We start from the raw sequence: 23,252 nt of genomic DNA on the forward strand, positions 1-23,252 counted from the left end.
GCTGGACGCATGTAGTCACGGCAGGTGCCATCCGGAAGATGCGCGTTTGCCGCTTCTATTCGTCGTCGCTCGGCGGCTCGCCGCCGACGACCTCGAGTTCGCGGGGCCGGAAGAAGGCGACCACCCGGCCGGTTTGAGGACGCAACTCCGACCATTTATGCAGTTCGAAATCGATCACGGCGAGCCCGGCAGTCGGGAACTTGCCGGCGATCTCGTCGCGGAGGGCCGGATTTCCGTTGCCGATCAACTCCAGCGCCGTGTCCTGAACGGTTGGATTATGCCCGATGAGCAGGAGCGTGCGCGCGCCGCCGCCGAGCGCGGAGATCGTATCGATATAGACATCGGCGCCGACTTCGTAGAGGTCGCGCGTGATGCGGATATCGAGGTCGGTCGAGATCAGCGGCAGAAGCCCGGTCAGCGTCTCCCGAGTCCGCTTGGCCGAAGAGCAGAGAATGCGGTCGGGGATGAGCCGGTGCGTCGAGAGATGTTCGCCGATCATCGTGGCCGCGCGGCGACCCCTGGCGGCGAGTGGACGGTCGAAATCCGGCTGCCCGGAGACGTCCCAGGAAGATTTGGCGTGGCGGAGCAGCAGGAGGCGCATCATCGTCGACGTCATTTCCTGTCATGGGCGACCTTGCCGAGGCGCCGCTTCCGGACCGGCCCCGATCCTGGCGGCCGGCGTCGCTGCCGAGGCGGCGCTCCTAGCACGAAAACGGCCCGAGGTCGAACCCTCGGGCCGCAGCAAGCATCGCTGCCCGCTGGATCAGCGGCAGAAGACCTGCCGGCCTCCGTTCGCGGTGAAATAGCCGGTGTTGGGATTGAAGCTGCGATAACGCGCCGAGCAGTACTGGTACCATTCTCGCGACCAGGCCGGAGGCGCGCCGGCACCGGGCGGCGGACCGGGCGGACGCGGGCGTGCGTTCGAATTTCGTGCCATGCAGTCGTTGAAGGCCTGGTTGTAGAGCGACTGCCACTGGCGCCCGCCCTGCGTCCCGCCGACGATCGCGCCGCCTGCGCCGCCGATCAGGGCTCCCGTGCCGGCGCCGCGATTGCCGTTGATGATGCCGCCGAGGATCGCGCCGCCGACCGCGCCCATGGCGCCACCCACGGCCGCGCCGCCTAGCGCGTTGCCGCCTGCATATTGATTGGCGTATTCGCGGGCGGCGCCGTCGCAGTAGGACTGCTGGGCCGCCGCCGTTCCGGTCGTCGCCGCCAGGGCGGCGAGCCCGAATCCGACCGCTATCAAGCTCTTTCTCATGACATCTTCCTTATTCCGGCGCGGCGCCTGTCGGTTCTGCCCGACCGTCGCTCCTTGATGACGGCCCGCATCTGGCAAGAATAAGGCGCCCAGGTCGCTGGGCAATGACCCATGTCACAGCCGCGCCGCGCCGCCGGAGTCGGGTAATGGAGAATGTGCGCAGTCCATTGCATTTTAAAGATTGCGGCGAGCCCTGGTTAAGGAAGGGCGCCCTAGCGTTCCCCGGCAGCGATGGAAGTTAGGCGGGTGATTCGAACGACATGGCGCTCAAACTGGAACTGAAGGCCGGCGAGCGGCTTCATCTCGGCGACTGCGTCGTGGTGAACGAAGGCGGTCGCGCAAGGCTCCTGATCGAAGGCGATTGGCCGGTCCTGCGCGGGAAGGACGTCCTCGAGCCGGAACGGGCCGATTCCGAGGCGAAGCGGCTCTATCTCGCTGTGCAGTCGATGTATCTGACACGCCGGCCCGGACGTTTCATTGCCGATTATGCCCGTCTGTCGCGCGAGATCGTCAGTCGCGTTCCTGAGCGGCGGGCGCAGGTCGAAGTCGTCGATGGCCTGGTCGCCTCCGGCCGGTTCTACCTGGCGATGCGCGCCGCCCAACGCCTCATCGACGAGGAAGGCCGCGTTGCGCTTTAGCGATCCGTGAATCGCTCGAACGACTTGTTTCTTAGTCTTAAGGCGCTCTCTTCGCGCGAACCGGCTTCGGCTTCGCTCGGAGCGCTCCAGCTTCGGCGGGGATCGGCGGCGCGCTGGGTGCGTTCGCGCTGTGGGGCGGCCGCTCGCCGGGTCGGTCTTGCACTCTCCGGCTCGACGCTGGCGCGGGCCGTGGCGAGCGCGGCGAGGTCGATCTGCAGCAGTGAGACGAATTCCTCGTGCCGGTGCCGCAGCCTCTCGACCGACCCGGGCGCATAGGCGTCGATTTCGGCGCCGCTGGCGCGGATCAGATCGAGTTCGGCCATATAGGCTCGGGCGCAGTCGTTCTTGGCGGGTTCGAGCGCGGCAGCGGCAATCGACTTGCCCGAGCGCAACAATTCGCTTTCTCCCTCGATCAGTTGCAGGAGCGCATCCATCGTCGCCTCAATGCGATGGCACAAGCGCGCCGCGTCCTCGGCGCTGCTGATCCGGCTGCGGAGCACCGGGGGAAGAGGAGTTATGGCTTCGGCACGCATCGGCGATCATCCTCTCAAGGGTGCTGCGCGTCGGCGCCCCGCACCGAGGGTGGATCGCCTCATTAAGCCTTCGTCATCCTTAACAAAGCCTATCCGGCTCTGTCGTTTCACGACGGCCGGATATGGCAATCGGCACGCCTCACAGCAAGGCGGCGGGACCGATTCGTTCGGGTCCGATATGATTTTGCCGCCCGAGCCTGACGTTGCGGGAGACCTCCCAGCGAGCCGACTAAGGCCGATCGCCGTGTGGTTCCAACGTGTTCCGGCGCGATTCCTGCATGCCGGAATCAATGCCTCGGCCCGGTGTTGTCCTCCGGGCAAGGCGTCGCTATATTCCGCGCCGCAAAACCACCGGACCAGGGGTTGTTCATGACGCTAGAAAGTCTTGAAGAGTATCGGCCTTCCGAGACCGAGCCCTTCATGAACGAGCGGCAGAGGGAGTATTTTCGCAAGAAGCTCCATGCCTGGAAAGAGGACATCCTCAAGGAATCGCGCGAGACGCTCCAGCATCTGCAGGACGAAAACCAGAACCATCCGGATCTCGCAGATCGTGCCTCATCCGAGACCGACCGCGCTATCGAGCTCCGCGCCCGTGACCGCCAGCGCAAGCTCATTTCCAAGATCGATGCTGCCCTGCAGCGGATCGAGGATGGCAGCTACGGATTCTGCGAGGAGACCGGCGAGCCGATCAGCCTAAAGCGGCTGGATGCTCGTCCGATCGCGACGCTGTCGATCGAGGCGCAGGAGCGTCACGAGCGCCGCGAGCGCGTCTATCGGGACGATTAGGCCACGCGACGGTTTTCGCCTCTCCCGGTGGGAGAGGCGTTTCGACAAAGGCCTTCGGCGACAGCGCTTAGCGCTTGTTGCCGGAAATCTCGCCCAGCAGGCGCGCCATTTCCTTTTCGAGGTCTCCGACCTGCGAGGCGCGCTCTTTTGCAGGCTCCGTCTCGTCGTCGGCAGCTTCGACGGTTGCGTCACGCTGATGCGGCACGGGCAAGTCTTCCCCGAAAGTCTCATCGAACGCTACCGGCTGGTCGTCGCGCGAGGGCGGCGCGACATCCGGGATGAGCGAAGGATCTTCCGCCAGCGGCGCCAATTCTGCTTCTGACTTGTGACCGAACACCGGCTCGAAACGGAGCGGTGACGGCGACGCGCTTTCGGGAGTGCCAAAGGGCTCGCTGCCGAAGGGCGACGTGGGTTCGACCGGCGGGGCTGGCGGCATGGGCCCGCGAACGACCGGCGCCTCGACCGGCTCGGAAGCTGGCTCCTGGCGGATGGGTTCGCGCGAGAATGGCGAAGGCGTTGCCCGCTGCAGGGGCCGGGACGCCTCGGCGCGCGAAGGCTCCGGCCGCGACGTTTCCGGCCGCGATGTTTCGGCGCGTGCCGCCTCGGCGACGCGGTTTCTCGCCTCGCGGCGCGGCGGATTGGGTTCGGCTGGCTGGGACTGGCGCGAGCGGCCGCCGGTCAGGAATGCGGGAACGCCACGCATCGGCCTGGAAGCAGGCTGCGGCTGCGGACGAGCCGCGACGGGAGCTGTCTCCTCGATCGATGGCTCGGACGGTTCCAGCGACGGGAGCGATTCGGCAGGAGCGGTTTCGATCGCGCGCGGTGGGGCCTCCTGCGGCGGAAACTCCGGCTCCGGAGGCTGCGGCTCTGGACGGCGATGTTCCATCGCTACCGCGGCGGCACGCTGCGCCTCACCGGAAGATGTCGGTGCGCCCTTCGCCGCGACGGGGCGGGGCGGCTGCGCCTCGGCGCGTCGCTGTCCGGGCGGCAGGCGCTGGATCGACGCCTCGACCACCACGTCGGACGGACCGCCGATCAGCAGGAGATGCTCGACATTGTCGCGCCGCACGAGGATCAGCCGGCGACGCTGGTCGATCGGCAGCGCGTCGAGCACAGAGAGGCGAGGCTGGCGGCTTTTCGGCCCACTATTGCCGAAGCGCCCGCCCGAAAAGCGGCGGATAAGCCAGAAGACGATCAGGATCAGGATCAGGATCACCATGAGCGTGATCGCGAACTGAGCGATCAGGGCCCCGGTGGTGCCCAGCATCGGTTCGAAATAATCACGCATTCTGGTCTCCTGACATCGCACGGGCGCGCCCGTGAGCATGGGCAAGGCCCGGACCGGCAAACAGTCCGATTCTCTCGTCAAGCGCCGTTTTCGGGCCGAGGCCCCGGCTTGGCAAGCTCAATCCGTCCATCGGTCTCCATTCCATGCGCAAAAGACCTTAGCAATCCACTAACCATCGAATGCCAGAGATTGTGCCGCTTTCCATCCGATTCGTAAGGGCCGACGGATTTGTCGCGCCCCTCGGTGGGCGGCATGCCCCGGCCGGGGCAGATCCGCAGCCACGGATATGGCCATGGCGATGCGGGCTCACGCGTTGTAATCGCGCGCATTCCTCCGCATTGTGACGCTGCCGGGTGCGTTCGATTCTCCGTATTGGCGTCCGCCTCGCGGCCGCGCGGAAATCGCGGGCGGACCTCCGATCGATTGTGGGCGCGAATGAACGACAAGCTGCGCGATACTTCCCTCGAATGGCCCGCGATCGACCGGGGCGAGCGCACCGGAGGGATTGGCCGTCTTGCCATTCTCGCCGCGATCTTCGTCGCCGCCGCGCTGGGGCTCGCCTTTCTGCCGGAGCCGATCGCCGAGCCGGCCGTCTATGCGCTGCTCGGCCTTCTCGCCGTCATCGGCGTCTTCGCGCTATTCGCGCTTGCCATCGGGCTGATCAAGATCGGCGGCAAGGCGCCGCGCGATGAACTCGCCCGCGGCTTCATTGACACGATGGCCGAGGGGCTCCTGATCACGGACCGCGAGGGTCGCATACTCTATGCCAACCGTTCCTATGCCGATCTCGTCGGCGCCGAAGCCGAACGTGACGTGCGCGTCGTCGAGCGCGTCTTCTCTGGCGATCAGGCGGCGAGCGAGGCGATCTATCGGTTGTCGCAGGCGATCCGCGCCGAGAATACGGCGACCGAGGAAGTGCGCATGCCGCAGCCGGTCGCGGCCGGCGCGCGCGGCGGGCCGCGCTGGTATCGCATTCGCGCGCGGCCGGTAAAGGCGGGCGAGCGATCCTTTGTCGCCTGGCGCGTCTCCGACATCACCGAGGAACGCGAGCAGCAGGAGACGGTGTTCCAGGACCTGCAGCATGCGATCGACTATCTCGACCACGCCCCAGCCGGCTTCCTTTCCGCCGAGCCCGACGGGCGCATCGTCTATCTGAATGCGACGCTGGCCGAATGGCTCGGCATCGACCTCGCCTTCTTCAAGCCGGGTTCGCTGTCGCTCAGTGAGATCGTGCGCGGCGACGGCGCGGCGCTGCTCGCCTCCGGAGCCGGCGGATCGGCCGAAACCAGGACCGCCATCGTCGATCTCGACCTCGTCAAGCGCAACGGGCAGAGTCTGCCGGTCCGCTTCCTGAACAAGGTGCCCTACCGCAGCGATGGCGCGCCCGGGGCGACGCGCACCATCGTGCTCAATCGCGGCCCCGGCGAGGATGTTTCGGAGGCGCTGCGCGCCGCCGAGGTCCGCTTTGCCCGCTTCTTCAATTATACGCCCTTCGCCATCGCCTCGGTCGACAAGAGCGGCCGCGTCGGCCGTACCAACGCCGCCTTTGCCCGCCTGCTCGGGCAGACGCGGCTCGAAGGGACGCGCGCGCGGCTGACCGAATTCGTCGCCGAGCCGAGCCGCCCGGCGCTGGAGGCGGCGCTGGAAGCCGCGGCCGGTGGGCAGGGCGAAATCCCGCCGGTCGATACGCTGGTCGCCGGTGGCGGCGAGCGCAATGTCCGCTTCTACGTCAGCGCCGTCGACGAGGAGGCGCGCGACGACGAGATCGCCACCGTCTATGCGCTCGACACGACGGAGCAGCGGGCGCTCGAAATCCAGTTTGCCCAGAGCCAGAAGATGCAGGCGGTCGGCCAGCTTGCCGGCGGCGTCGCGCATGATTTCAACAATGTGCTGACCGCGATCATCGGCTTCTCCGACCTGTTGCTTGCCAATCACCGGCCGTCCGACCCGTCCTTCCAGGACATCATGAACATCAAGCAGAACGCTAACCGCGCCGCCGGGCTCGTCCGGCAGCTGCTGGCGTTCTCGCGGCGGCAGACCTTGCGCCCGCAAACGCTGGCCATTGGCGACGTGCTATCGGATCTCTCGATCCTGCTGGAGCGGCTGCTGGGCGAGAAGGTCAAGCTCGCCGTTGTACATGGCCGCGACGTCTGGCCGATCAAGGCCGATCTGAACCAGTTCGAGCAGGTCGTCATCAACCTCGCCGTCAATGCCCGCGACGCCATGCCGAAGGGCGGCCAGCTGACGCTGCGCACGAAGAATATCGAGGCGGAGGCTGTCGCTGCCTATGGCTATAAGGATCTGCCGGCCCATGATTATGTGCTGATCGAGGTGCAGGACACGGGCACGGGCATTCCGCCCGAGATCCAGTCCAAGATCTTCGAACCGTTCTTCTCGACCAAGGAAGTCGGCAAGGGCACCGGCCTTGGCCTATCGACCGTGTATGGCATCGTGCGGCAGACGGGCGCGCATATCTTCTTCGACAGCGAGATCGACAAGGGCACCATCTTTCGCATCTTCGTGCCGCGCCATGTCGAGACGGAGACCAAGGCCCCGGAGATCGTCCCGGAAAAGGCCGAGCTTGCCGATCTCACCGGCAGCGCCAACATCCTGCTGGTCGAGGACGAGGAGGCGGTGCGCGCCTTCGCTGCCCGCGCGCTCGCCTCGCGCGGCTACAAGGTCCATGAAGCCGCCTCCGGCACCGAGGCGCTCGAAATCATGGAGCAGACCGGCGGTCTGATCGACCTCGTCGTCTCCGACGTGGTCATGCCCGAACTCGACGGCCCGTCGCTATTGCGCGAACTCCGCAAGACCCGCCCGAATTTGAAGATCATCTTCGTCTCCGGCTATGCCGAAGACGCCTTCGCGAAGAACCTGCCGGAGGGCGAGACGTTCAACTTCCTGCCGAAGCCGTTTTCGCTGAAGCAACTGGCGACGGCCGTGAAGGAGGCGCTCGGAGAGTAGCCTCTATGGCCCGTTGCGGTTGAGCGGACTGCCCTCCGCCTTGGTGGAGCGTTGAGATGATCGACGACATCGACCAATTCGTTCGAGTTCTTCGAGCGTCCGAACCGGATCTACGGATATCGGTGGATCGGGCACCCGATCCGGATGGGGAGGTCTTCATAGACCTTTCCGCGCATGGCTTGGCCGTAACGATCGCCTATCGACGTCATTCGGGTTCGGCTTCTTCGACGACGCGTCGGGCTATGGCGAGCGTGCAAATGGACGCATTGCCTCGGCCGATGAGGCTGCGATCGCAGCACCAGTCCTGCTGCGGAGCGCTCCAAAGACCGAGAACGTCGATAGGAAACTTGCCTCGGCACGTCGAAATCTAAACTGATCGGTTCGTATCCGGGCTCGAAGCAATTGGCGACGGCGATGAAGTAGGCGCGGGGGAGTAGGGCTATCCCCTCTTGCTGCTGGATAACCCCACTCTGAACCAGTCACGCGCTGTGGTTCGAAAAATCTGGTCGCGTTCTTCGTCCGAAAACGGTGCGAGGATCGTGTCATAGGCGTCGTAGAGGCGCGTGAAGCCGAAGGACAGGCGGCTGATCGGAAGGTGGCTGCCGATCATGCAGCGGCCCGGCCCGAAATGCTCGATCGCCGTCAGTAGCCAAGGCCGCACGGTCTCGATGGTCCAGTCCATCCCGAAGATGCATTCGATCGCCGAGAGGCTGGCGCAGACGTTCGGGCACTGCGCGAGGTTGCGGATGTTCTCCTTCCAGCTTGCAAAACCGGCCGGCCCCAGGTCGAGCGGCCAGCCCATGAGGGCCAGCGTGAATTCTATGTCGGGGTAGAGGTGGACGACCTCGACCAGATCGCACATCTGCGGACCGAATACCTCGAGGCCACACCGAAAATCATGATCGCGCAGCCGGCCGAGGCCGCGTCGCCAAGCCTCGTCCCGGAGGAAATCGGGACGCGCCGCCATCCGCCGCTGCGGGTTCACCTCGTCCCAGGCGAGGTGCTGGCGAACAGCCGTGACATTGGGCAGGGTGCGATAGGTATCGAGCCGTTCGTCCAGCCTCGGATCCAGGAAATCAACCATCGCAACGATCGACATTGGCACCGGTAGCGAGTCTGCCAGGCGCTGAGCCCAGTTCACTTCTCTCGCGGGATCGCGCGACATGAATTCGTGCCAGACGATCCCTTCGACGATCCGGGAATCTGTGTCTGCCGAATAGTGCTCGAACGCGTAGCGATGCGGGAGCGCCGAATAGTCGCCCACAAGCGCCTCGAATGTCGCGTCTGGCGCTTCGAAGACGGAATATGCGTTCGCCCGGTCGTCGAAAAGATGCAGATGGGCGTCGATGATTGCCTGCGGCCTGTTCACGCGATCTCCATCCACCCTTGGCGGCGCTGCGACCGCTGGCTGCGCCGATCCTGCGATAGCGGATCACGAAACGGCCTTTCCGCCAAGCGCCGCGCGGCCGGATTCGCCGGCGCTTGCAACGGCGGGTTCATTGCGGATGATGATCGTTCCAAGACCACGGATTTGACATGCCCCTCGATTTCCCGAGCCTGCCCGCCGAAGCCACATTGAACCCCGCCACTCGCCGCGTCTCCCTCAATGCCAAGTCCCCCGCGTTCTTCCAGAACCCGTATCCCGCCTTGGAAGCGATCCGCGCTCAGACGCCGGTATTCTTCTGGGAGCAGTCCGGCCTCTGGTGCTTCGTCAATGCCGACGACGTCAACGCGCTGTTTCGCGACCGGCGGTTCGGGCGGGAAATTCTGCATGTTGCGACCCGCGAGGAAGTCGGCATCCCCGAGCCCGAGGCGCGGCTGAAGCCTTTCTATGATGTCGACGGGCTTTCCATGCTGGAGCGCGAGCCGCCGGTGCATACGCGGCTTCGCACGCTGGTCAATCGCGCCTTCGTCTCACGCCAGATCGAGAAGCTGCGGCCGCGCATCGAGCGGCTGTCGCATGAACTGATCGACAAATTCGAGGGGCGGGGCGAGGCGGAGCTGATCGCGCAATATTCGACGCCGATCCCGGTCATCGTCATCGCCGAACTGCTGGGCGTGCCGGCGGAACGCGCCGACGATCTGCTCGACTGGTCGCATAAGATGGTCGCCATGTACCAGTTCGGGCGAACGCGCGAGCAGGAAGATGCCGCCGTCGCCGCGACGCTCGCTTTTTCTGAATTCCTGCGCGGCCATATCACGGAGCGGCGCGGCAAGCCGGCGGATGATCTGATCTCGACGCTGATTGCCGCCGAGGAAGCCGGCGACAAGCTGACCGAGGACGAACTCGTCACTGCCTGCATCCTGCTGCTGAATGCCGGCCATGAGGCGACGGTGCATGCGACCGGCAATGGCGTGAAGGCGATCCTTCAATCAGGGCTCGATCCGAAGGCGCTATTCGCGGATGCGGACAAGACGGCGGCCACCGTCGAGGAGTGCCTGCGCTTCGATCCGCCGCTGCATTTCTTCTCGCGCTATGCGTTGCAGGATCTCGACTATGGCGGGATCTCGTTCCGCAAGGGCGGGAAGGTCGGCCTCGTCATCGCCGCGGCAAACCGTGATCCCGCGCGGTTCGTGAACGCGGACCGGTTCGATCCGGCCCGGCCGCTCCGCGCCAATGTCTCGTTCGGCGGCGGCATCCATTTCTGCATCGGCGCGCCGCTGGCCCGCCTCGAAATGCAGGTTTCGATGCCGATCCTGTTTGAGCGCCTGCCAGGGCTTCGTCTTACGACCGACCCGCTCTATCGCGAGGCCTTTCCCTTCCATGGGCTCGAAGCGCTGCGCGTCGCCTGGTGAGGGGGCAGAGCTTGCCTTTCCTGCTTGCAGGGTCCGATAATGCAGGCCCGAGCCACCGGACGGCAGGCATCATGCAAGAAGCGACCGAAGCTAACGCGACCGGCTCGATCCCGGCGCGGATCGATGCGGCGAGCGGCCGCGTTTCGATCAACCCTCGCGACCCCGCCTTCTTCCAGGATCCCTATCCGGTCTATGAGGCGATCCGCGCCGAGATGCCGGCGTTCTTCTGGGAGGAGTTTCGCAACTGGAATTTCCTGGACCTCGAGGACGTCAATGCGATAACGCGCGACCGTCGCTTCGGGCGCGAGATCCTGCATGTGGCAAGCCGCGAGGAACTCGGCTGGCAGCCCGTGCCGGAGCCGCTGAAGCCGTTTTATGAGATGGATGCGCTGTCGATCTTCCAGCGCGAGCCGCCGAACCACACAAGGCTCAGGACCGTCATGGCCCGCGCCTTCGTCCCGCGCCAGATCGAGAAGATGCGCGGCCGTATCCACGCTATGGCCAACGCGTTGATCGACGGTTTCGAGGCGAAGCGTGAAGTCGATCTCGTGCCGGCCTATACGACTCCGGTTCCAGCCTTCGTCATTGCCGAGTTGCTGGGCGTACCGCAGTCCAGCGTGCCGGAAATGCTCGACTGGTCGCACCGGATGGCGGGCATGTACCAACTCGGCCGCACGCCCGAAATGGTGGCTGCCGCCATCGCAGCAACGCATGAGTTCACCGCCTTCCTCATCGACTATATCGCCTATCGCCGTTCGAACCCTTCGGATGATCTGATCAGCACCATGATCGCGGCGAGCGATACGGGCGAAACCCTTTCCGAGCCGGAGCTCGTCTCCAACTGCATCTTCATTCTGAATGCCGGCCATGAGACGACGGTTCACGCAACCGGCAACGGCATCAAGAGAATCCTCGAATCGGGGATGGATGCCGAGATCCTGCTGGGCTCGCCGGAGATGATCGAAGCCACGATCGACGAGTGCATTCGCCTGCATCCGCCGGTCCATATCACTGATCGCTACGTGCTGGAGGATCTGGATTATCGCGGCGTGGCGCTGAAGAAGGGCCACCGCGTCGGGCTCGTCATCGGCGCGGCGAACCGCGACCCGGCCCGCTTTGCCAATGGGCAGAGCTTTGATCCGTCTCGGCCGCGCCAGCCGCACGCCTCGTTCGGCGGCGGAATCCATTTCTGCCTCGGTGGCGCGCTGGCCCGCCTTGAAATGGAAGTGACGATGCCAATGATCTTCCGCCGTCTGCCCGGGCTGCATCTGGTCGATACGCCGCGCTATAGCGACACCTATCGCTTCCATGGCCTCGATTCCCTGAATGTCGCGTGGTGAGGGAAGGCGTCTCTATGTTTCCTTTGCGATCGGTTCTGGGGACGCTGATGGGGATCGCCGCGATGTCGACTGCTTCCGCGCAGACGATTCTGGGCCTGCCCCTCCAACCGGCGGCGCTGAACGAAGCCATTGGTGCCGCTGTCGCTGCCAAGTTCGATAAGGGCACGGCGCTCTGGGTCCGCGATCTGAAGAAGTCGCTGGCGCGCAATGGTCATGGCTATTGCGGCGAAGTCGCCCTCGCCGAGTCCGGTCCATTCTCGCCGTTTCAGGTGATCCTGGAGCCGGGCGGCGATGCTTCGGTGCTGATCCTCTCCGATGCGGACAAAGCCGATGCCCTCGTTGCCCGGGAGAGCGCCACGGCGCTGCTGAAGAATGCCGGCTGTATGGAGTAGCGTCTCTTGATCGAAGGCCAACCGAGCGCCACGGCGCTACGCACCGCGATGCGCCGCGCCGCCCATCAGCTTCTCGACGAGCCGCTCGTCTTCGAGGATGCGTTGGCGCTTACCATCATCGGCGGCGATCGGGGCTCGGCGATTGCCCGTGACGAGCTTTCGCGGTCCGATTCGCCGGGCGGTTCGGCGTTGCGCTATTTCCTCGCGGCGCGCAGCCGCTATGCCGAGGAACGGCTGAAGCTCGCCGTGCAGCGCGGCGTCCGCACGGCCGTCGTGCTGGGGGCCGGGCTCGATACGCTCGCCTATCGCAGTCCTTTCGCGGCCGAAGGCCTCGTCGTCTATGAGGTCGACCACCCGGCGACGCAGGCCTGGAAGCGCCAGCGTCTCGCGGCCACCGGCATCGCGATTCCCGACAGCGTCACCTTCGTGCCGGTCGATTTTTCCGTCGATCGCCTCGACGAGAAGCTGGCGGCCGCCGGCCTCGAACCATCAGCGCCGGCTTTCTTCTCCTGGCTCGGCGTCGTGCCTTATCTCCGCGAGGAGGCGGTGATGTCGACGCTGGGGCTGATCGCCGCGCGCCCGGGCGAGGTCGAGGTCGTCTTCGATTATGCCGAGCCGCCCGGCGGGCTCAGCCGCCTGCAGCGCCTCGCGTTCGAGACGCTTGCCGGAAGGGTGGCGAGCCTCGGCGAGCCGTTTCTCTCGTTCTTCAGGCCAGATGCGCTCAATGCGCGCCTGCGGGCGATGGGCTTCACGGAGATCGAGATGCTTGCCGGCCCCGATCTCGGGCGGCGCTATGTCGGCGGCGCGTCACCGCTGGATCGCGCCGGCATCGGCCATCTGGTTTCTGCGTGGCGCGGCTGAACCTTCCGGTTCTCAGCGCAGCGCCACCGCGATCTCGGCGGCCAGCCGGGCATTGTTCTTCACCAGCGCGATATTGGTGACGAGGCTCTTGCCCGCGGTCAGCTCCAGGAGGCGGCCCAGGACGAAGGGCGTCACCGACTTCGCTCGGACGCCTTGACGCTCGGCATCGGCGATCGCGGTCTCGATATGCTCACGCATGACGTCGGCCGGAATCTCGTTCTCGGCCGGCACCGGATTGGCGATGAGTACGCCGCCCGACATGCCGATTTCTTCGCGCTTGGCAATGAAGCCCGCGATCTCGGCCGGCGCGTCGAGACGGAGCGGCGAGGGGAGGCCGCTCTGGCGCGACCAGAAGGCCGGAAGCTCGTCCTGACCGGCGGTGACGACCGGAACGCCCAGCGTCTCCAGAACTTCAAGCGTCTTGGGGATATCGAGCAACGCCTTGGCGCCGGCACAGACGACGGCGACCGGCGTTTGCGCCAACTCGTGCAGGTCTGCGGACACATCGAAGCTCGTCTCTGCGCCGCGATGCACCCCGCCGATGCCGCCGGTAGCGAAGATGCGGATTCCTGCCAGATGGGCGGCGATCATCGTGGCGGCGACCGTCGTCGCGCCCGGCCGCCCCGTCGCCAGCGCGAAGGCGAGATCCGCGCGCGAGAGCTTCATGACGTTCTGGAGGCCGGCCAGGTGCTTCAACTCCTCGGCCGTCAGGCCGACGCGAATCTTGCCATCCAGGATCGCGATCGTCGCGGGAACGGCGCCGGCGGCGCGCACGATCCGCTCGACGGCCAGCGCCGTCTCGACATTTTCCGGATAGGGCATGCCATGTGTGACGATCGTGGTTTCCAGCGCAACGATCGGCCGGCCCTCGGCCTTGGCGGCGCGGACTTCATCGGAAAAGAGCAGGGTCTGGTCGAGGGACATGGCATTCTCCCGCAGGCGATTTTCAAAGCGCGAAGCGAGGCCGCCCGCGGCGGGACCATGCCGCCTGAGCACGCCGACGGCAAGTCGTGATCAAGACGGCGACATGCGGCTTGCCGTCCCGCTATCGGTTGTGAACGGACTTTTGACCCAGGAGAGGTTTCGCCGTGGCGCGGCGGCCTGTGCCGCTCTATGTTACGCGACGATATTGCACTGGCGCCGGTTCAGCTTCCAGTTGGGGGGCCATGTCGCTCGACTATAATTCTCTGCTTCTGTCCGTTGGATTCTCGGCAGCCGGGCTCGCCATCGCCATTCTGGGCGGTTGGTTGCTCGTTCGCACGGAGCGATTCATGCTGACCTGGGCGATCGGCCTCGCCTTTCTTGTCGGTCAGGTGGCCTCGTATAGCTACTATGTCCATCGGCCGACGGTGGTCGGGGCGACCGCTTCGATGGTTCTGCTTCTGCTCGGCTTTTCGACCCTCTATGGCGCTGCCGTCCAGTTCGTCTGTTTCCGCTCCCCGATTGCGCCTTTCGCCCGTGCCGCTATCCCATCGATCCTCTCCGTCGCAATTCCCATGGCGTTCGGTCTCGATGGGATCGGGTTCTTCACTGCCAATTTCGCTGCCGGGCTCATCTTCTGCGCGACCGCGGCGCAGTATTGGCGCGGTCGTCGCGAGGCGAGGGTCCCGCTGATCGGCGTGTCCATCCTCTACGGAGTCGTGGCGGCGAGCTTCTTCCTCTGCGCTGCCGTGATTGCGATGGATGGCAAGGCAATCCTTTCCGGACCGCCGGCGAACTGGGCAGAAGATCTGAGTCTTATCGTCGCGCTGGTGGGCATGACCGGAATCGGTGCGCTTTCGCTGGCGCTTAACCAGTGGCGGCTCGCCGCACGGCATCGCCAGGACGCACTGACGGATTCACTGACCGGGCTTCTCAATCGACGCGCTCTGTTCGAGGCCTATGGCGAAAGGCCGCTTCCGGTAGGCACCACGGTCGTCGTTTTCGATCTCGACCACTTCAAATCGATCAATGACCGGCACGGCCACGCGGTCGGCGATGCGGTCCTGCGCCGCTTTGCCGCGACCCTTGCGACCGTGATCCGTCCTGGTGACCGCGCGGCGCGAATCGGTGGCGAGGAGTTCGCTCTCGTCCTGCCGGAGACACCACAGCCCATCGCCGTCCAGATCGCCGAACTCGTCCGCCATGGCTTCGAGGCGGCGCGATTCGCCGGCGATAGTGAAACGATCCGCTGCACGGTGAGTGCCGGGCTCGCGGTCGCGGACGAAGACGCGGACTCGTTCGAGTCGACGCTGACCGCCGCCGATCGCGCGCTCTAAGTAGCCAAAGCCCGCGGCCGCAACCGCATCGTTCCCGCTTCGCCGCTTCTGGCCAGCTGAGAGCTGCCTTGTCGCCGACGCGGCGACGAACGGACCGGGAACGCAAGCCGGAATCGCAAATTCCTACAAATCCTTGTCACCACCTTGTTGATGGGAACAAAGCGTGTACATTAACGGCGTTTGATCGACTCTGGTGACTATGAAATAAGGAAGCTGGGATGTCCCAAACTGCTCTCCGTCTCGTCGAAGGGGCCACAATGGACAAGTCGAAGGCGCTGGACGCGGCGCTCAGTCAGATCGAGCGCGCGTTCGGCAAGGGCTCGATCATGCGGCTCGGCAAGAGCGACAAGGTGGTAGAGATCGGGACGGTGCCAACTGGCTCGCTCGGCCTCGACATCGCGCTTGGGATCGGTGGCCTGCCGCGCGGGCGCATCGTCGAGATTTATGGCCCGGAATCCTCGGGCAAGACGACCTTGGCGCTGCACACCATCGCCGAGGCGCAGAAGAGCGGAGGTATCTGTGCTTTCGTCGATGCGGAGCATGCGCTCGATCCGGTCTATGCGCGCAAGCTCGGCGTCAATCTGGACGATCTGCTGATTTCGCAGCCCGATACCGGCGAGCAGGCGCTTGAGATCACCGATACGCTGGTGCGCTCCGGCGCGATCGATGTGCTCGTCATCGATTCGGTCGCGGCGCTGACGCCGAAGGCCGAGATCGAGGGCGAGATGGGCGACAGCCTGCCGGGCCTTCAGGCGCGGCTGATGAGCCAGGCACTCCGCAAGCTCACGGCGTCGATCTCCAAGTCGAATACCATGGTAATCTTCATCAACCAGATCCGCATGAAGATCGGCGTGATGTTCGGCAATCCCGAGACGACGACAGGTGGCAATGCGCTCAAGTTCTATGCCTCGGTCCGTCTCGACATCCGCCGCATCGGCGCGATCAAGGACCGCGACGAGGTTGTCGGCAACCAGACCCGCGTCAAGGTGGTGAAGAACAAGCTGGCGCCGCCGTTCAAGCAGGTCGAATTCGACATCATGTATGGCGAGGGCGTCTCCAAAACCGGCGAATTGATCGATCTCGGCGTCAAGGCCGGCATCGTCGAGAAGTCTGGCGCCTGGTTCTCCTATGACAGCCAGCGGCTCGGACAGGGCCGCGAGAACGCCAAGGCGTTCATGCGCGACAATCCAGAGATTGCCCGGACGATCGAACTCGCGATCCGCCAGAATGCCGGTCTGCTCGCCGAAGCGCTATTGGCGAAGGATGGCGGCGCCGGGGAGGATGACGAGGCGATGGAGGCCTGATGTCGTCGATAGCGCAGGCGGCATCGTCGCTCGGGACGGTCACAGGCGGGTGTCATTGCGGCGCGGTGCGTTTCGCAGTGCGCGGTGATTTTTCGTCCGGAATCAGCTGCAATTGCTCGATCTGCCAGAAGCGCGGCCATCTGCTGGGCTTCGTCCCCGCGGCGAATTTCGAGCTTGTAGCCGGCGAGGACAACCTCGCCGACTATCTGTTCAACCGGCACGTCATCCATCATCTCTTTTGCCGGGATTGCGGCATTGAGTCGTTTGCGCGGGCGGTAGGGCCCGATGGCAACGAGATGATCGCGGTCAATATTCGTTGCCTCGACGACGTCGATCTCTCCAACGTCGCGGTCACGCCGTTCGATGGCCGCAGCCGCTGATCGCGGCGCGGGCGGGGGGATGCGATATCCCGCCATGCGTTTTCTGGACAGTACGGCGCTCGCTCGCTACAAACGCGGCACGTTCCCTCCAGCGGCGCCCGGACGGCGCCGCTTTTCGTGGTTTCAAGCGGGTTCCCTTGCATGAGCAGCGTCAACGACATCCGGTCGGCCTATCTCGATTTCTATGCGAAGAATGGTCACGAGATCGTCGCATCGAGTTCGCTCGTGCCGCGCAACGACCCGACGCTGATGTTCACCAATGCCGGCATGGTCCCGTTCAAGGACTATTTCACCGGCCGATCGGCTGCGCCCTATCCGCGCGCGACGTCCTCGCAGAAATGCGTTCGCGCCGGCGGCAAGCACAACGACCTAGACAATGTCGGCTATACCGCGCGCCATCACACCTTCTTCGAGATGCTGGGAAATTTCTCCTTCGGCGACTATTTCAAGGAGCGGGCGATCGAGCTTGCCTGGACTTTGGTCACGAAGGAATTTGGACTGCCGAAGGAAAAGCTCTGCGTCACCGTCTATCATGAGGATGACGAGGCTTTCGGCCTGTGGAAGAAGATCGCCGGCCTCTCCGACGACAAGATCATCCGGATTTCCACATCCGACAATTTCTGGCAGATGGGCGATACGGGTCCTTGTGGCCCGTGCTCGGAGATCTTCTTCGATCATGGCGAGGGCATCCCTGGCGGCCCGCCCGGCAGCCCGGGTGAGGATGGCGATCGCTTCATCGAGATCTGGAATCTCGTCTTCATGCAGTATGAGCAGATCGGGCCGGGCAACCGCGTGCCGCTGCCGAAGCCGTCGATCGATACGGGCATGGGCCTCGAGCGCATCGCCGCCGTGTTGCAGGGCGTTCACGACAATTACGACATCGACCTGTTCCAGGCGCTGATCCGCGCCTCGGTCGAGGCGACTGGCGTTCCGGCGGAAGGCGCGCAGCGCGCCAGCCACCGCATCATCGCCGATCACCTGCGCGCTACATCCTTCCTGATCGCCGATGGCGTGCTGCCCTCCAATGAGGGCCGCGGCTATGTGCTGCGCCGGATCATGCGCCGGGCCATGCGCCATGCGCATATTCTGGGTGCTGCCGATCCGCTGATGTGGCGGCTCGTGCCGGCGCTGGTCCGCGAGATGGGCCGCGCCTATCCGGAGTTGCTGCGCGCCGAGGCGCTGATCACCGAGACGCTCCGGCTGGAGGAAATCCGTTTCCGCCGCACGCTGGCGCGCGGGCTGACGCTGCTCGACGAGGCGACCGGCTCGCTGGGATCGGGCGCGACGCTCGATGGCGAGACGGCGTTCCGTCTCCATGACACCTACGGTTTCCCGCTCGACCTGACGCAGGATGCGTTGCGCTCCCGGGGCATCGCCGTCGATACGCAAGCCTTCCAGGTGGCGATGGAGCGGCAGAAGGCCGAGGCGCGCGCCAATTGGGCCGGCTCGGGCGATACGGCTGCTGAGACGATCTGGTTCCAGCTGCGCGACCGACTTGGGGCGAGCGAGTTCCTTGGCTATTCGGCGGAAGCCACCGAAGGCAAGGTGCTGGCGCTGGTGCGCGAGGGCGCCGAGATTGCGTCGGCCGGCGAGGGCGAGAGCGTCTCGATCGTCCTTAACCAGACGCCGTTCTATGGCGAATCCGGCGGGCAGGTCGGCGATGCCGGCACGATCGAAAGCGAATCGGGCGCGCTGGTGCGCGTCGACGACACGCAAAAGCGTGCCGATGGCCTCTTCGTTCATATTGGCGTGGTGGTGAAGGGCGAGGTGAAGACTGGCGATGCCGTCCGCCTGGTGGTCGACCATAGCCGCCGAGGCGCGATCCGCGCCAATCATTCGGCAACCCATCTGCTGCACGCGGCGCTGCGCAAGGTGCTTGGCGACCATGTGGCGCAGAAGGGTTCGCTCGTCGCGCCCGATCGCCTTCGGTTCGATTTCTCGCATCCGAAGCCGATCGACGCGAATGAACTCGCCGAGGTCGAGGAGATCGCCAACGAGGTCGTGCTGCAGGACGCGCCGGTCGTAACGCGGCTGATGGACCGCGACGAGGCGATGCACTCCGGCGCCATGGCGTTGTTCGGCGAGAAATATGGTGATGAGGTTCGTGTCGTCTCGATGGGGGAGCGCGGCGGCAAGGCCTATTCGGTCGAGCTGTGCGGCGGCACCCATGTCGGGCGCACCGGCGAGATCGGCCTGGTGACGCTGGTCGGCGAGGCTGCGGTCGCAGCGGGCGTTCGCCGTGTCGAGGCGCTGACGGGCAAGGCGGCGCGCGAGCATCTCGAATTGCAGGACCGGCGGCTGAAGGCGGTCGCCGCGGCGCTGAAGGTTCGGCCCGATGAGGCGGCCGAGCGGGTCGCCGTGCTGGTCGAGGAGCGGCGGAAGCTGGAGCGTGAACTCGCAGAAGCGAAGAAGAAGCTGGCGCTCGGCGGTGGCGGCGCGGCGGCCGGTGACGGCGTGCGCGAGATCGGTTCGCTGCGCTATCTCGGCCGCGTCGTCGAGGGCATCGCGCCGAAGGATTTGAAGAGCTTGGTCGACGAGGCCAAGAAGTCGGTCGGCTCGGGCATCGTCGCCTTTGTTGGCGTATCGGAAGATGGCAAGGCGGCGCTGGTCGTCGGCGTCAGCGAGGATCTGACAGCGTCCCGCAGCGCGGTGGATCTGGTGCGCATCGGCGCCGAGGCGCTGGGCGGCAAGGGTGGCGGCGGCCGTGCCGACATGGCGCAGGCGGGCGGCCCCGATGGTTCGAAGGCAGGCGCAGCACTGGAAGCGATCGAGGCGGCGCTGGCGAGCTAGCGACCGACGGGGGGATGGAACATCTAGCCGACGGCCGACAGCTCCTGGTGTTCCTGGTCGCGGCCGGGATCGTTGTTCCGCTTTTTCAGTATTTCAAGCTCGGCATCGTGCTCGGCTTCCTGATCGCCGGCATCATCGTCGGTCCGGGCGGCTTCGGGCATCTCGTGCCGCTCGAGCCGCTCTTCGCCTATGCGACCATCCAGGATGTAAGCCGGCTTCAAGCCTTTGGCGATCTCGGCATCCTCTTCCTGCTGTTCACCATTGGCCTGGAGCTCTCCTTCGCCCGCCTCGGCTCGATCGGGCGGCTGATGATCGGCGCCGGCGGGCTGCAGGTGGTGCTGTCGACGGCGGCGCTCTATGGCCTCGCGGCGCGGTCGGGCTTTGAGTTCGACGATTCGCTCGTCTTCGGCATGGCATTCGCTCTCTCTTCGACGGCGATCGTCACGCAGTCGCTGGTCGAGCGACGCCGGCTCGGCAGCCCGGTCGGGCGCACGGCGCTCGGCATCCTGATCCTGCAGGATCTGATGGTGGTGCCGATCGTGATCGTAGTCGGCATTCTCGGCCAGCAAGGCGCCAGCGTCGGACTCTCGCTGGTCAAGGGTCTCGCGATCGCCGCGATCGTCATCGTCGCGGTCATCGGGCTCGGCCGCTTCATCATTCGCCCGCTGATGGGTCTGGCCGGTGCGACCGGCAACCGGACGTTGCTGCTCGCCATCACACTGCTGATCATCGTCGTGGCCGGCGCGATCACCGCCTCGGCCGGGCTTTCGGCAGCTCTCGGTGCGTTCCTCGCCGGGCTGCTGCTGAGCGAGACGGAATATCGCCACCAGCTCGATGTCGACATTGAGCCGTTCAAGGATCTGCTGCTCGGCCTGTTCTTCATGACGGTCGGCATGACGATCGACGTCGTCGCGGTCGCCGGCGATCTGCCGCTGATCCTCGGCGCTCTCGCCGTCCTTTCTGTGGTCAAGCTCCTGGGCGGCTATCTCGCCTGCCGCATTACGCGAATCCCGCGCGGTGCGTCGATCGAGACGTCTTTCCTTCTGGCTGGAGCCGGCGAGTTCGCCTTCGTCATGTTCACCCTCGCGGCGCGCGATCATGTGATCGAGCCGGATATCGCCCGTCTCGCGACGACGATCGCGGCGATCTCGATGGTGGTGACGCCGCTCTTCGGCCTGATCGGCGTGCGCCTTGCCAAACGCTTCGACGCGAAGAGCAGCGAGGTCCGGCATGGCGTCCATGGCGAGCAGGATTATGCCGACCATGTGATCATCGGCGGCTTCGGCCGCTTCGGCGCGGCGGTGGCAGCGCTGCTGGACGCCGAGGACATTCCCTATGTCGCGCTCGATCTCGATTCCAGCCATGTCGAGCGGGCGAAAGCCGACGGCCAGCCGGTTTTCTATGGGGACGCGACCCATCCGGAAATCCTGCGCAAGCTCGGCGCCAATCGCGCCCGCGCTTTCGTCGTGACGGCCGATGACCCCAAGGTCGCGGAGCGCATGGTCGAGCTTATGCACGCGCAATGGCCGGGCGTGCCGATCCATGCGCGAGCGCGCAGCATCGCGCATGCTACGAAGCTGTTCGAACTGGGCGCCAGCGACGTCGTACCCGAAGCGCTGGAGGGCAGTCTGCAACTCGCCGGCCGACTGCTTTCCGATGTGGGCCTTCCCGACGAAGCGGTCGACCAGCGCCTCGCCGTAGCGAGGGAGGCGGTGCGGGCAAGGCTCAAGCTCGCCGGGGCGCCAGCCGATGAAGCGAAGCCGGCGCTGGACGCGTAGCGCCGCCGGCGGGCGAGAATCAATCGATCAAAAACCCGCCATCGACCGGCAGCGTCACGCCGTTGACCATTGAGGCGCCGTTGCCGAGCAGATAGGCGATGGCGGTGGCCACCTCGACCGGCTCGACGAAGCGGCCGAGCGGGATGCGCTTCAGCATTGGTTCCGATTTCGCCGGGTCGCTCCAGGCCTTCACCGCCATCGGCGTCAGCGTCACGACGGGGTTGACCGCGTTGACGCGAATGCCCTGGCGGCCGAGTTCATTGGCCATGACGCGCGTGATCGCGTCGAGCGCGCCCTTGGTGGCGCAATAGGATGCGTGGTCGGCGAAGCCGATCGTGGAGGAAACGGAGGAGACGTTGACGATCGAACCATGGACGCCGCGGGCGATCAGGCTTTTCGCCGTCTCCTGCGCGACGATCATGGCGGCGCGGACGTTGACGGCCATCAGATGGTCGAAGCTCTCGACCTTCGTGTCGAGAAACGACTCCAGCGTCGTGGTGCCGGCGCAGTTGATCAGATAGTCGGCCGGTTGCGCCTCGATCGCGGCGCGCCGGGTCGCTTCGGCGTCGGCAAGATCGACGGTGATCGTCTCGCAGCCGGTTTCGTCGGCAAGCGTCGCGAGATCGTCGGCGCTGCGTGAGAGCGCGATGACCCTCGCGCCGAGCCCGGCGAAATAGAGCACGCAGGCCCGGCCGATGCCTTTGCCGGCACCCGTGATCAGGATGCGCTTGCCGTGAAATTCAGACATGATTCCTCCCATCGTCGCAGGGGAGGCTAGCCATTTCCGCGTCGACGGGAAAGGCGGCGGCGTGAGCCGCCGCCTTCGCTCGTCAGCCAGCCTTGCGGCCCTCGCTCTGCCGCTCCAGCATCCAGCCGGGATATTCCGCCGGCAGGGCGCTTGCTGTGTCGAGCTTCTCGATCTCGTCCCCCGAAAGGGTCACGCCGACCGCGGCCAGGTTGTCGTCAAGCTGCTCGACTGTCTTGGCGCCGACGATCACCGTCGTCACGAAGGGCTTCTGCAGCAGATAGGCGAGGGCAATCTGCGCCACCGAGATGCCCTTCGCGCCGGCGATCTCGCGCATGACATCGACGACGTCGAAGGCGCGTTCCTTGTTGACCGGCGGAAAGTCGAACGAGGCGCGCCGGCCGCCGTCAGCCGATTTGCCGTCACGGTCATATTTGCCGGAGAGCAATCCGCCGGCGAGCGGGCTCCAGACCATCAGCCCGACCTTCTGGTCGAGCAGGAGCGGGGCGATCTCGCGCTCCAGATCGCGGCCGGCGATGGTGTAATAGGCCTGCAACGAGGCGAAGCGCGCCCAGCCGTGCGAATCGGCGATGCCGAGCGCCTTCATGATCTGCCAGGCAGCCCAGTTCGAAACGCCGACATAGCGCACATGACCCTGGCGCACGAGGTCGTCCAGCGCGCGTACCGTCTCCTCGACCGGCGTCAGCGGGTCGAAGCCGTGGATCTGGTACAGATCGATATAGTCGGTGCCGAGCCGCTTCAGGCTGGCCTTGACCGCGTCCATGATATGGCCGCGCGAAGCGCCGCGATCGTTCGGGCCCGGACCGACACTGCCGAGCGCCTTGGTGGCGAGCACGATGTCGGAGCGCTTGCGGCCGGAATTGACCATGGCCTTGCCGGTGATCTCCTCGGAAAGACCCTCCGAATAGACGTCGGCCGTGTCGATGAAATTGACGCCGGCCTCAAGGGCGCGGGCGACGATCTGGTCGGCGACCGACTGGTCGAGTTCGCCGATCGCCGTCCAGAAGCCGCGACCGCCAAAGGTCATGGTGCCGAGCGTGATTTCCGAGACGAGCAGGCCGGTGCCGCCGAGTTTGTTGTAGCGCATGGGATGATCCCTTCTTTGCTGTGAAATATTGTG

Annotated in this window: 20 protein-coding genes; 12 read left to right on the forward strand and 8 right to left on the reverse strand. The window is 65.4% G+C overall.

Going from position 1 to position 23,252, the window contains the following annotated elements:
* Positions 1-55: 55 nt before the first annotated feature.
* A complete protein-coding gene (locus OSH05_RS21075) occupies positions 56-604 on the reverse strand; it encodes a SixA phosphatase family protein (protein WP_266352908.1) in 549 nt (182 codons plus the stop codon).
* A gap of 159 nt (positions 605-763) precedes the next feature.
* Complete coding sequence (locus OSH05_RS21080; RefSeq protein ID WP_266352910.1) at positions 764-1,258, reverse strand: BA14K family protein; 495 nt, start codon at positions 1,256-1,258, stop codon at positions 764-766.
* Between the two features lie 260 nt (positions 1,259-1,518).
* Between OSH05_RS21080 and OSH05_RS21085 the strand changes: the two genes are divergently transcribed.
* Complete coding sequence (locus OSH05_RS21085) at positions 1,519-1,896, forward strand: flagellar biosynthesis repressor FlbT (RefSeq protein ID WP_104220823.1); 378 nt, start codon at positions 1,519-1,521, stop codon at positions 1,894-1,896.
* On the opposite strand, the gene OSH05_RS21090 is transcribed toward OSH05_RS21085, so the two are convergent.
* The gene (locus OSH05_RS21090; RefSeq protein ID WP_104220824.1) at positions 1,893-2,429 is read right to left on the reverse strand and encodes a hypothetical protein; all 537 of its coding nucleotides are present in this window, start codon (positions 2,427-2,429) and stop codon (positions 1,893-1,895) included. The two genes, OSH05_RS21085 and OSH05_RS21090, sit on opposite strands and share 4 nt — an antisense overlap.
* Positions 2,430-2,798: 369 nt before the next feature.
* Here OSH05_RS21090 and dksA point away from each other — a divergent pair, with 369 nt between their 5' ends.
* A complete protein-coding gene (dksA, locus tag OSH05_RS21095; protein WP_104220889.1) occupies positions 2,799-3,215 on the forward strand; it encodes an RNA polymerase-binding protein DksA in 417 nt (138 codons plus the stop codon).
* A gap of 67 nt (positions 3,216-3,282) precedes the next feature.
* On the opposite strand, the gene OSH05_RS21100 is transcribed toward dksA, so the two are convergent.
* Positions 3,283-4,503: a flagellar biosynthetic protein FliO gene (locus OSH05_RS21100; protein ID WP_266352911.1), complete on the reverse strand. Its 1,221-nt coding sequence runs from the start codon at positions 4,501-4,503 to the stop codon at positions 3,283-3,285.
* Positions 4,504-4,938: 435 nt separating this feature from the next.
* Here OSH05_RS21100 and cckA point away from each other — a divergent pair, with 435 nt between their 5' ends.
* Positions 4,939-7,467, forward strand: coding sequence for a cell cycle histidine kinase CckA (gene cckA / locus OSH05_RS21105; RefSeq protein ID WP_104220825.1), 2,529 nt, complete (start codon positions 4,939-4,941; stop codon positions 7,465-7,467).
* Between the two features lie 439 nt (positions 7,468-7,906).
* On the opposite strand, the gene OSH05_RS21110 is transcribed toward cckA, so the two are convergent.
* The gene (locus OSH05_RS21110; RefSeq protein WP_323181477.1) at positions 7,907-8,851 is read right to left on the reverse strand and encodes an amidohydrolase family protein; all 945 of its coding nucleotides are present in this window, start codon (positions 8,849-8,851) and stop codon (positions 7,907-7,909) included.
* Positions 8,852-9,003: 152 nt separating this feature from the next.
* Here OSH05_RS21110 and OSH05_RS21115 point away from each other — a divergent pair, with 152 nt between their 5' ends.
* The 4 genes from OSH05_RS21115 (at position 9,004) to OSH05_RS21130 (ending at position 12,856) form a co-directional block, all read left to right on the forward strand.
* Entirely contained in the window at positions 9,004-10,263 is a 1,260-nt protein-coding gene (locus tag OSH05_RS21115; protein ID WP_104220827.1) for a cytochrome P450, read from the forward strand.
* Between the two features lie 71 nt (positions 10,264-10,334).
* Positions 10,335-11,603 (forward strand): cytochrome P450, encoded by a 1,269-nt coding sequence (locus tag OSH05_RS21120; RefSeq protein WP_104220828.1) that lies wholly within the window; start codon positions 10,335-10,337, stop codon positions 11,601-11,603.
* A gap of 62 nt (positions 11,604-11,665) precedes the next feature.
* Positions 11,666-11,995: a hypothetical protein gene (locus OSH05_RS21125; RefSeq protein ID WP_266352913.1), complete on the forward strand. Its 330-nt coding sequence runs from the start codon at positions 11,666-11,668 to the stop codon at positions 11,993-11,995.
* Positions 11,996-12,001: 6 nt separating this feature from the next.
* Positions 12,002-12,856 carry a class I SAM-dependent methyltransferase gene (locus OSH05_RS21130; protein WP_207778813.1) on the forward strand — a complete coding sequence of 285 codons (855 nt, stop codon included), beginning with the start codon at positions 12,002-12,004 and terminating at the stop codon, positions 12,854-12,856.
* Positions 12,857-12,868: 12 nt separating this feature from the next.
* On the opposite strand, the gene OSH05_RS21135 is transcribed toward OSH05_RS21130, so the two are convergent.
* Positions 12,869-13,780 (reverse strand): pseudouridine-5'-phosphate glycosidase, encoded by a 912-nt coding sequence (locus OSH05_RS21135; RefSeq protein ID WP_104220830.1) that lies wholly within the window; start codon positions 13,778-13,780, stop codon positions 12,869-12,871.
* 242 nt (positions 13,781-14,022) lie between these two features.
* On the opposite strand from OSH05_RS21135, the gene OSH05_RS21140 reads away from it, so the two are divergent.
* The 5 genes from OSH05_RS21140 to OSH05_RS21160 all read left to right on the forward strand — a co-directional run bounded on the left by OSH05_RS21140 (position 14,023) and on the right by OSH05_RS21160 (position 21,366).
* Complete coding sequence (locus OSH05_RS21140) at positions 14,023-15,114, forward strand: GGDEF domain-containing protein (protein ID WP_104220831.1); 1,092 nt, start codon at positions 14,023-14,025, stop codon at positions 15,112-15,114.
* A gap of 218 nt (positions 15,115-15,332) precedes the next feature.
* The gene (recA, locus tag OSH05_RS21145) at positions 15,333-16,418 is read left to right on the forward strand and encodes a recombinase RecA (protein WP_104220832.1); all 1,086 of its coding nucleotides are present in this window, start codon (positions 15,333-15,335) and stop codon (positions 16,416-16,418) included.
* Positions 16,418-16,798: a GFA family protein gene (locus tag OSH05_RS21150; protein ID WP_104220833.1), complete on the forward strand. Its 381-nt coding sequence runs from the start codon at positions 16,418-16,420 to the stop codon at positions 16,796-16,798. Before recA ends, OSH05_RS21150 begins: the two co-directional genes overlap by 1 nt.
* 141 nt (positions 16,799-16,939) lie before the next feature.
* Entirely contained in the window at positions 16,940-19,588 is a 2,649-nt protein-coding gene (gene alaS, locus OSH05_RS21155; protein WP_104220834.1) for an alanine--tRNA ligase, read from the forward strand.
* A gap of 14 nt (positions 19,589-19,602) precedes the next feature.
* A complete protein-coding gene (locus OSH05_RS21160; protein WP_104220835.1) occupies positions 19,603-21,366 on the forward strand; it encodes a cation:proton antiporter domain-containing protein in 1,764 nt (587 codons plus the stop codon).
* A gap of 19 nt (positions 21,367-21,385) precedes the next feature.
* Here the strand turns inward: OSH05_RS21160 and OSH05_RS21165 are convergent, their stop codons facing one another.
* Complete coding sequence (locus OSH05_RS21165; protein WP_104220836.1) at positions 21,386-22,114, reverse strand: SDR family oxidoreductase; 729 nt, start codon at positions 22,112-22,114, stop codon at positions 21,386-21,388.
* 82 nt (positions 22,115-22,196) lie between these two features.
* Complete coding sequence (locus tag OSH05_RS21170) at positions 22,197-23,219, reverse strand: aldo/keto reductase (RefSeq protein WP_104220837.1); 1,023 nt, start codon at positions 23,217-23,219, stop codon at positions 22,197-22,199.
* Positions 23,220-23,252 lie beyond the last annotated feature (33 nt).

The organism is Kaistia algarum, from assembly GCF_026343945.1.
In the GTDB taxonomy this organism is placed as follows: domain Bacteria; phylum Pseudomonadota; class Alphaproteobacteria; order Rhizobiales; family Kaistiaceae; genus Kaistia; species Kaistia algarum.